This window comes from uncultured Neisseria sp. (genome assembly GCF_951230505.1).
Lineage (GTDB): Bacteria > Pseudomonadota > Gammaproteobacteria > Burkholderiales > Neisseriaceae > Neisseria.
Genome location: NZ_CATNVN010000063.1, coordinates 1 through 9885 on the forward strand (window position 1 = coordinate 1; position 9885 = coordinate 9885).

7 protein-coding genes are annotated in these 9885 nt (G+C 50.6%); 4 read left to right on the forward strand and 3 right to left on the reverse strand.

The genetic code is table 11. The annotated features are described in order from the left end of the window. Positions 1-3246 (reverse strand): transcription-repair coupling factor (gene mfd, locus Q1M25_RS05475; RefSeq protein ID WP_300482650.1); only part of this gene is annotated, 3246 nt, incomplete at its 3' end. A 132-nt stretch (positions 3247-3378) separates the two neighbouring features. Next, a complete protein-coding gene (locus Q1M25_RS05480; protein WP_300482636.1) occupies positions 3379-4071 on the reverse strand; it encodes a VIT family protein in 693 nt (230 codons plus the stop codon). A gap of 296 nt (positions 4072-4367) precedes the next feature. Here Q1M25_RS05480 and Q1M25_RS05485 point away from each other — a divergent pair, with 296 nt between their 5' ends. The 4 genes from Q1M25_RS05485 (at position 4368) to Q1M25_RS05500 (ending at position 7300) form a co-directional block, all read left to right on the forward strand. Beyond that, positions 4368-4514 (forward strand): hypothetical protein, encoded by a 147-nt coding sequence (locus Q1M25_RS05485; protein ID WP_164836719.1) that lies wholly within the window; start codon positions 4368-4370, stop codon positions 4512-4514. Between the two features lie 190 nt (positions 4515-4704). Continuing rightward, on the forward strand, positions 4705-4905 hold the full coding sequence (locus Q1M25_RS05490) for a hypothetical protein (protein WP_003746297.1): 201 nt from the start codon (positions 4705-4707) through the stop codon (positions 4903-4905). An 89-nt stretch (positions 4906-4994) separates the two neighbouring features. Continuing rightward, the gene (gene aspA, locus Q1M25_RS05495; protein ID WP_049336813.1) at positions 4995-6392 is read left to right on the forward strand and encodes an aspartate ammonia-lyase; all 1398 of its coding nucleotides are present in this window, start codon (positions 4995-4997) and stop codon (positions 6390-6392) included. Between the two features lie 245 nt (positions 6393-6637). Then, positions 6638-7300 carry an NAD(P)H-dependent oxidoreductase gene (locus Q1M25_RS05500; protein ID WP_300482644.1) on the forward strand — a complete coding sequence of 221 codons (663 nt, stop codon included), beginning with the start codon at positions 6638-6640 and terminating at the stop codon, positions 7298-7300. A gap of 180 nt (positions 7301-7480) precedes the next feature. On the opposite strand, the gene Q1M25_RS05505 is transcribed toward Q1M25_RS05500, so the two are convergent. Further along, the gene (locus tag Q1M25_RS05505; protein ID WP_300482647.1) at positions 7481-9682 is read right to left on the reverse strand and encodes a FepA family TonB-dependent siderophore receptor; all 2202 of its coding nucleotides are present in this window, start codon (positions 9680-9682) and stop codon (positions 7481-7483) included. Between the last annotated feature and the right edge of the window lie 203 nt (positions 9683-9885).

Consider the following 9885-nt stretch of genomic DNA (forward strand, 5'->3'; position numbering starts at 1 on the left):
ATCAACATTGTTGTTTTTGCCAAAGGTTACCGTTACCGCTTCGCTGGTCGCATCGATGGCATCTATGCCCAATTCTTTTGCCGCAAGTCGTAAGTGGTGGCTTTCGATGAGGGTTTTGACGGGTTGTTCGGGCAGGCCGAAGCGGTCGACCAGCTCTTCATGTATGGCGTTGATTTGCTGCATGGTTTCGCAGACGGCGAGGCGTTTGTAGAGGACGAGGCGCTCATGAATGTCGGGGCAGTAGTCTTCAGGCAGTAATGCCGGGCTATGCAGTTTGATTTCGGTGGTAATGCCCAATGGCGCGTCAAGGTCGGGTTCGCGGCCTTTTTTGAGGTCGCGCACGGCTTGTTTGAGCATTTCAGTGTAGAGCGTGAAGCCGACCTGTATCATTTCGCCGGATTGTCCTTCGCCAAGGATTTCGCCTGCGCCGCGGATTTCCAAATCCTGCATGGCGAGGGTGAAACCTGCGCCGAGTTCGTCTGCCGCCGCGATGGCGTCAAGGCGTTTTTCTGCGTCTTTGGTGATGTATTCGGGCGTGAGCAGGTAGGCGTAGGCTTGGTGGTGGCTGCGGCCGACGCGCCCGCGAAGCTGGTGCAGTTGCGCCAGCCCGAATTTGTCGGCGCGATTGATGATGATGGTGTTGGCGTTGGGGATGTCGATGCCGGTTTCGATGATGGTGGAACAGAGCAACACGTTAAATCGTTGCTGTAAAAAGTCGCGCATGACTTGTTCCAGCTCGCGCTCGCGCAGTTGTCCGTGCGCCACGCCGATGCGGGCTTCGGGCAATAGGGTTTCTAGCCGCTCGCGCATATTCTCAATCGTATCCACTTCATTGTGCAGGAAAAACACTTGCCCGCCGCGTTTGAGTTCGCGCAATACGGCTTCGCGCACGCTGCCTTCGCTGAAGGGTTTGACAAAGGTTTTCACGGCAAGGCGGCGGCTCGGGGCGGTGGTAATCAACGAGAAGTCGCGCAGGCCTTCGAGCGCCATGCTGAGGGTGCGCGGAATCGGCGTGGCGGTCATGGTGAGGATGTCGACATTTGCGCGCAGGCGTTTGAGCTGCTCTTTTTGGCGCACGCCGAAGCGGTGTTCTTCATCGATAATCACTAAACCTAAGTTTTTGAATTTGATGTCGTCCTGCACCAATTTGTGCGTGCCGATAACGATGTCGACCGTGCCGTCCGCCATGCCTTCCAGCGCGGCTTTGGTGGCTTTGCTATTGTTGAAACGCGAAAGGCTGGCGACTTTTACGGGGAAATCGGCGAAGCGGTCGGCGAAGTTTTGCGCGTGCTGCTCGACCAGAAGCGTGGTCGGGGCGAGTACGGCGACCTGTTTGCCGCCCATCACCGCCACAAACGCGGCGCGCAGGGCGACTTCGGTTTTGCCGAAACCGACATCGCCGCACACAAGGCGGTCCATCGGCTTCGCCTGCGTCAAATCTTTAATCACGGCGGCAATGGCGGCGGCTTGATCTTCGGTTTCTTCATAGCCGAAACCATCGGCAAACGCCTGATAGTCCATCTCGTTAATTTCAAACTTGTGTCCCGATTGGGCGGCGCGTTGGGCGTAGAGGTTAAGCAACTCGGCGGCGGTGTCGCGCGCTTTTTCTGCAGCTTTCCGTTTCGCCTTGTTCCACGCGCCGCTGCCGAGCTTGTGCAGGGCGACGTTTTCATGCGCCTGACCGGAGTAGCGGCTGATTAAATGCAGTTGCGAAACAGGCACATAAAGCTGCGCTTCGCCCGCGTATTCGAGCAACATCATTTCATTGGTTTCGTCGCCCAAGTCCATTGTGACCAAGCCCATATATCGGCCGATGCCGTGTTCTTCGTGTACAACAGGGTCGCCGATATTGATTTCGGCAAGGTCGCGCAACAGGCCGTCTGAAACAGCAGCGTGTTTCTTACGATGGTGTTTGCGCGAGCGGGCAACATATTGATAAAGATCGGATTCGGTAATGACCGCGATGTTTTGATCTTCTAATTTAAACCCGTAAGCTAACGGCGCCACTGTAATCATCAGCGGCTCATGCGCCGACAAAAAGCCCTGCCAGTCGGACACGCTTTTGGCTTTTAAGCCGTTTTGCTGCAAGAAACCGAGCATGGTTTCGCGCCGTCCCAAACTTTCGGCGCACAGCAAAATCCGTCCGTCAAAGGCCGTCTGAAAATCTTTCAATGCCTGCAACGGTTCATCTGCTTGGCGGTTGACGGCAAGGTCGGGCAGGGTATGTTCCTTGCCGGAAACATCGGACAACACCTGTCCGTAGTTTTTCAGACGGCCTGCGAATACATCGGCAGAGAGATACAAATGCTGTGGAAGCAAAGGCGGATAGGTCTCGTCGCCCTGCGCCATGGCGTAACGCGATTTGACGTCGCTCCAAAAGCGGTTTGCCTCGGCGTGAACATCGCCCAAAGAGACAAACAGCGCATCTTCGCCGATATAGTCAAACAGCGTTTCCAGCTCATTTTCAAAAAACAGCGGCAGGTAATATTCCACGCCCGCGCCGAAGTGGCCGTTGCTGACGGCTTTGTACACAGCCGCTTCGTTCGGATTGCCATCGACTTCCTCGCGGAAGCGGCTGCGGAAAATCTTTTGCGCCTCGCTGTCGGTGGGGAACTCGTGCGCCGGCAGCAGGCGGATTTCGGAAACGGGAGAAATGGTACGTTGCGTTTCGGTATCGAAGGTTTTGATGCTGTCGATTTCATCGTCAAACAAATCGATGCGATATGGCATCTCGCTGCCCATCGGGAACAAATCGACAATACCGCCGCGCACAGCGAACTCGCCTGCCGCAACAACATGGGACACATGGTTATAACCTGCATCCACCAAATCGCTTTTCAGACGGCCTATATCCAAAGTCTGCCCTGTTTTCAGCCAAAACGTACGCCCTGCCAGAAACGGCACGGGCGGCAGCTTCTGCATTGCCGTGGCGACCGGTACGAACAATACGTCCGCCGTGCCGCTTTTAATCTGCCACAATGCCGACAAGCGCTCCGACACCAAATCCTGATGCGGCGAAAAACGCTCGTAAGGCAGCGTTTCCCAGTCCGGCAGGAACACGGCCGTATCGTGCGGACGGAAAAACAACCAGGCCGTCTGAAGGCGTAGCGCCTGTTCCGCATCTTGGGTCAAGACAACCTTAAGCTGCTTATGCGGCAGATAACGCGCCAAAGCCAAGGGCAGCGAGCCTTGAGACAGATTGAGCCAACGGGATTTTTCACGGGGTTTGGGAATCGGATAGGTCATGACAAAAAACAGTTTGTAATAAGTAAATACAAGCACCATAGGCCGTCTGAAAAATTTTCAGACGGCCTTTAGCGATTAAATAGATTTTCAATTTTACTGGATACAGGTTTAAAAGAATATAAGGCCTTACATTCAGACGGCCACGCCGGCCAGTTTTCCAATAAATCCGGTTATTACCAATGCCGCAACGCCCCATAGGCACACGCGCAAAACGGCGGGAACAACAGGCGCGCCACCGAGTTTGGCGGAGACATAGCCTAGTCCGGCCAGTCCGCACAAAGTGGAAACTGCCAAGGCCAGAACAATGGCACTAGAAGCTGTCAATGCAACCAGTAAAGGCAAAATCGCGCCCGCACAAAATGAAGCGGCAGAAGCCAGCGCGGCCTGCATGGGTTGGGCGGCAGAGGTTTCGGTAATGCCGATTTCGTCACGTGCATGAGCGGCGAGTGCATCGTGTTCCATCAAGGCTTTGGCCACCTCTACAGCGAGCGGGTCGGTCAAACCGCGGCGGCGGTAAATTTCCGTCAGCTCTTCCAACTCCGCATCAGGATTATTTGCCAATTCGTAGCATTCTTTGTGCAAATCGGCTTTTTCCGTATCCGATTGGCTAGACACGGAAACGTACTCCCCCGCCGCCATTGACACCGCGCCCCCGATAAGCGCCGAAACGCCCGTCAACAGCAGGGTTTGGAAATCAGGCGCGGCAGCGGCTACACCCGTCAACAGCGAGGCAGTAGAAATCAGGCCGTCATTGGCACCCAACACGCTTGCCCGAAGCCAGTTGTTGCGGTCGCTGAAATGGCGTTCGCTGTGGTGTGAATACATATATGCTCCGATAAATTGGCGTTTTCCAGATGATGATAACATTGTATTGTTTTTTGAAATCAATGTCAGTTTATCCCTTCAAATCAAGTATTCTTAAATCTTTCTGCTGCCATTTCAAACCATAAAACCAATATTCCTCTTTGGATTTTTCAGACAGCCTTAACGTTTTTACAAGCAAATTTATTGTTCCAAGTCATGGCATTATCACAAGGCAGTTTTGTGCTGCTTGGTTTATCGGCTTAAAGATGCTATCTTTATGAATCTTTCCACTCCTCAATCCATTGAAAGGATGTACCATGTCCGAAGAAAACAAAATCAAAGTAAACGATTTGCCTGAAGATAAAAAAGAGCAAACCGAAGAAACCGAGCTGCCCGTTATCAACAACGAAGAAAAACGCGGCGGTCATGGCGAAGGCGGTTGCTGCGGCGCATGCGGCGGCTAATCTTCCCGACAAAGCCCCCAAGGCCGTCTGAAAAGTCTTACTTTTCAGACGGCCTTTTCCTTTCTAAACACTTACAGGTAAATCAATGAAAGGATGCGGGAGAAGAATTTAAACCCAACCGCGTTTGTGCTACATTCATATCTTTACAAACCACAACAATCTGCACACGCAGATACACAAGGAAGAAAAAATGTTTTGGTATATCGTTGGTTTTTTCGCCTTCATCGTTTCCCTGCTTTCCCTTTGGGTCAATGCCAGCGCATTCGGCATGGAAGAGGATGGCACGCCGCAATCCGAATATGAAAAAATGTTGGGCTTGGGTGCGAAGCTGAAAGATAAAGAGACAGCTGCAAAAGAGCGTGAAGCGGCGCGCTTTCATCCTGACGATTAAGCCTTATTAACTGGACAATCTTGCCGAACTGGGCTAATGTTCCAAACGCATAATGCACACCAACACAACTATACGAGAAGGTAAGAGAAATGACTGTACGAATCGAACACGATTTACTGGGCGACCGCGAGATCCCTGCTGAAGTATATTGGGGCATCCATACTTTGCGCGCCATTGAAAACTTTAAAATTTCCACGCAAAAAATTTCCGACGTACCGCAATTTGTCCGCAGCATGGTCATGGTTAAAAAAGCCACCGCGCAAGCCAACGGCGCATTGGGTGCCATCAAGCCGGAAATCGCGGCCGCCATCGAAAAAGCCTGCGATGAAGTATTGGTCAAAGGCCGCTGCCTCGACCAATTCCCATCCGATGTTTATCAAGGTGGCGCCGGTACTTCGGTCAACATGAATACCAACGAAGTCATTGCCAACCTCGCATTGGAAGTCTTGGGTCACGAAAAAGGCCACTACGACATCGTCAATCCGATGGACCATGTCAACGCCAGCCAATCCACCAACGACGCCTACCCTACCGGCTTCCGCCTTGCCGTGTATTACAGCATCGGCGAATTGCTCGACAAACTGGCCATCTTGAAAAACTCTTTTGCCGCAAAAGCCGAAGAGTTTAAAGATGTTTTGAAAATGGGCCGCACCCAGCTTCAAGATGCCGTGCCGATGACTGCCGGTCAAGAGTTTCAATCTTTCCAAGTGTTGTTGGAAGAAGAAATCCTCAACCTCGACCGCACCCGCTCCTTACTGCTTGAAGTCAACCTCGGCGCAACCGCCATCGGTACAGGCGTGAATACGCCTAAAGGCTATGCGGCTTTAGTTGTTGAGAAACTTTCCGAAGTCAGCGGTCTGCCTTGCAAACTGACTGAAAACCTGATCGAAGCGACCTCCGACTGCGGCGCATATGTAATGGTACACGGCGCATTGAAACGCACAGCCGTCAAACTGTCCAAAATCTGTAACGACTTGCGCCTGCTCTCTTCCGGTCCGCGCGCCGGTTTGAAAGAAATCAACCTGCCTGAATTGCAGGCCGGTTCTTCCATTATGCCTGCCAAAGTCAATCCCGTGATTCCCGAAGTCGTCAACCAAGTCTGCTTCAAAGTCATCGGCAACGACACGACCATCACTTTCGCAGCCGAAGCAGGTCAGTTGCAGCTGAACGTTATGGAGCCGGTAATCGCCCAATGTATGTTTGAAACCATTTCCCTCTTGGGCAATGCCGCGGTCAACCTGTCCGACAAATGCGTCAAAGGCATTACGGTCAACCGCGAAATCTGCGAACACTACGTCTTCAACTCCATCGGTTTGGTCACTTATCTGAACCCATATATCGGCCACCGCAATGGCGACTTGGTCGGCAAAATCTGCGCCCAAACCGGCAAAGGCGTGCGCGAAGTCGTATTGGAGCGCGGTCTGTTGAGCGAAGAAGAGCTCAACCGCATCCTCTCCCCAGAAAACCTGATTAATCCTCATCTGTAATCAGAATGTAAAATCAAAGGCCGTCTGAAACTTCAAACGTTTAAAGTTTCAGACAGCCTTTTCGTATTTATATTGATTTTTATCGAATTTTTTTGCGAAATTCAGAATTAAAAGATAGCCTGACCGTCAGGTTTGATTTAACATGGTGTTGCCCCAGCCTGTTTCCTCATTAAGGTTATGCCGGTAATGATGCCTCAAAAGGAACCGGATATTGGAATAACATCTTCATTTATTAGGAAAACCAGATGAATCAAATTACACGCGAACAAATGCTGCAAGTATTCGAAAATCGCTGCTCCACCCGTTATTACGATCCCAACAAAAAAATCAGCCAAGAAGATTTTGCAGCGATTTTAGAATTTGCCCGCCTCTCGCCCAGCTCTGTCGGCTCCGAGCCATGGAAATTCTTGGTGATTCAAAACAAAGCCCTGCGTGAGAAAATCAAGCCTTTCAGCTGGGGGATGCAATCCCAGCTGGACGACTGCAGCCATCTGGTGATTATCCTTGCCAAGAAAAATGCCCGTTACGATACCCCGTTCTTCCGCAGTGTTGCCGAACGCAGGGGCCTGAAAGGAGAGCAACTGGAAAAAGCGTTGGCAAGATACAAAAGCTTCCAAGAAACCGACATTAAAATTGCCGACGACCAACGCGCACTCTTTGACTGGAGCGGCAAGCAGACCTATATTGCTTTGGCGAATATGCTCACAGGCGCAGCAGCCATCGGCATCGATTCCTGCCCAATCGAAGGCTTCAACTACGATAAAATGAACGAAGTATTGGCAGCAGAAGGTCTGTTTAATACCAACGAATGGGGCGTATCCGTAGCGGCAACATTCGGCTATCGCGCCAAAGAAATCACTAAAAAATCACGCAAACCGATTGATGAAATGGTGACTTGGGTCGAATAAGCAGTTTGCATTCTCAGGGCGGCGAATGTCGCCCTTTTACTTTTTTAAAATAGTGAGGTAAATTCCGTAACAACAAATGCTTCTAAATTTAAAAATCAAAAGGCCGTCTGAAACCATGTGTCAGAAATCTCAGATTTCATTTCACACCGTTTCAGACGGCCTGATTTAATACGCTTCTACTTAAAACGATACTTTCAAACTGCCGTAGAAGGCACGGCCATGCTCGTTATAAGTTTGTGCGCCGGCAGTTGTACGGTACAGTTTTTTGTCAAACAGATTGCTGATACCACCACGGACGGCCACGCGTTTGTTCCAGTTATAGCCGGCATTGATGCCCCAAATGCCGTAAGAGCCGACTTGGGTTTGGCTGTGTTCGGAAGACAACGCTGCTACGCCTGCACGAGGATTGCCGTTTTGCTCCAGTCTATTGATCGCCACGCCACGCGGTTTAGTGCGGCCGTAGTGGGTAAAGGTCAGATTGGCATCGAAGCGTTCGTTCGGTGTCCAAGACAGTGTGCTGTTGATGGTGTGTTTAGGCACCAAAGACAATGGATTGCCTTGATAATCTTCGGATTTGTGCATGTAAGTGAAATTGTTGCTCCACTTGAGTGTGTCATGCAACGGAATCACCAAGTTGCCTTCGATACCCGAAATAGTCGCTTTCGGCGTATTTTCCCATTGCAGGAGCCAGTTGCCGATATTGCTGGTGGCAATAAGCTGGTCGCCAATCACGATTTTATTGCGGTACGCATTATGGAAATAAGTCGCGGAAGCCTGCCAGCCGTTTTTGTTGAACTCAAGACCAATCTCTTTATTGATGCTGGTTTCAGGTTTCAAATTGCTGTTGCCCATGTAGTAGCAGCGGACACTGTTCGGCGCATTAAGCGGACAACCCTGACCGCGTGTGTACAGGATAAAGTCAGGATTGGTTTGATACAAATTTGGCGCTTTGTACGCACGGGCAACACCGCCTTTGACCAACCAGTTTTCGCCGATTTGATGCGAGAAGTTCAAAGCTGGACTCCAGTTGCTGCCGCTGTCGCTGTTGTGGTCGAAGCGGATGGCTGGAATCAAATGGGTTTTGTCGGTCAATGAAATATTGTCTTCAACGTAGGCTGCCCAGTTACGTTGCGAAGCCTTGCCGCCGCGCGTTGCGGAGATACCGTTAAACGCATCGGTTTTACCTTGGTCTTTAAATCCCTGACTATTGGAAGCAGGATCGTCCAACTTACTGTCAGTAAATTCCGCACCGACCGTCAACACATTATCAACACCAAGTTTAAACGGAATATTCGCTTCGCTGCTAAAGCGCAGGTTTTTCAGACGGCTTTGAACAAAATCCAAGCCTGTATAGCTGCCTTCCGGACCGCCGGCCAAACCTTCAGGCAAATGACTGTTGACTGTACGCTCATAACTGATCACGTTTTTGGTATCGCCCCATTCCCATGCGCCGTCATGCGTTAAAGAATAAGCGGAACGGTATAAGCGGGCAGTTTCGGCTTTGCTGTCGGCCAAAGAATTAACCAAAGCAGAACGCGGATTGCTATTTTGTGTATCGCCGTTGTAGATATTGCCCTGACGGCTGTAACTGCTGTCCAAAATCAGCGTTTGCGCTGGGCTGATTTTCCATTGTAGACGGCCGGCAATGTCTTTATTGCGTACGCCTTCTACACCGGCCGCACTGTCATTACCGTGTCCGGCATTAATATCAGCAGCATCTGCATCCGTTTTATTCAAATTGCCGTAAATGCGGAAGCCCAAAGTATCTTGGATAATCGGGCCGCTCAAATTAAAGCCGATACGGCGGGTTGCACCCTCTTTGCTGTCTTGCGGCTGATTGGCGTAAAGATTGACTTGGCCTTTAAATTCTTTAGACACTTTTTTGGTGACGATATTGACCACGCCGCCCATCGCACCCGAGCCATAACGCGTTGCCGCCGGACCGCGCAAAACGGTGATGGATTCAATTTCTTCAACCGGCACCCAGTTGCTGTCGCCGCGCGTATTGCGTTCGCCGCGCATACTGATACGCTCGGATTGGCGCGAGTTCACAGGCTTGCCGTCAATCAGAATCAATGTGTTTTCAGGGCCCATACCGCGCAAGTCGATTTGGCGTTTGTTGCCACGCTGACCCGTCGCTGTATTGCCGGTCAGGTTGACGCCCGGCATGGTGCGGACAAATTCGGAAATATCGTTGACGGCCGGACGCTTGTCAATGTCGTCTTTCGAAATACGCGATACGCCGAGCGATTGCTGCAACTGCTTCTCGGCAGTAACGTAAACGGTATCGACTTCAGCCTGCTCAACTGCTTTCTCTTCAGCTGCGTGTGAGAATGCACTAATTAACGCCAAAGGCAAAATGGCGAGTGTGAATGTTTTCATTGCATCGTTTCTCTTTAACTTTGTTTGTTAAAAATCAAAATAAAAATTATTCGAGATTTTAAATAAACTTAACAGAGTTTTCAATGCAATTAAGAGTGATTTACAATTAAAAGTTAAATTACGCCAATAAAAACAACAAATACCAAACAACTAAAAAGGCCGTCTGAACCAGTATGAAACGAAATCCAAGATTCCTATCATAC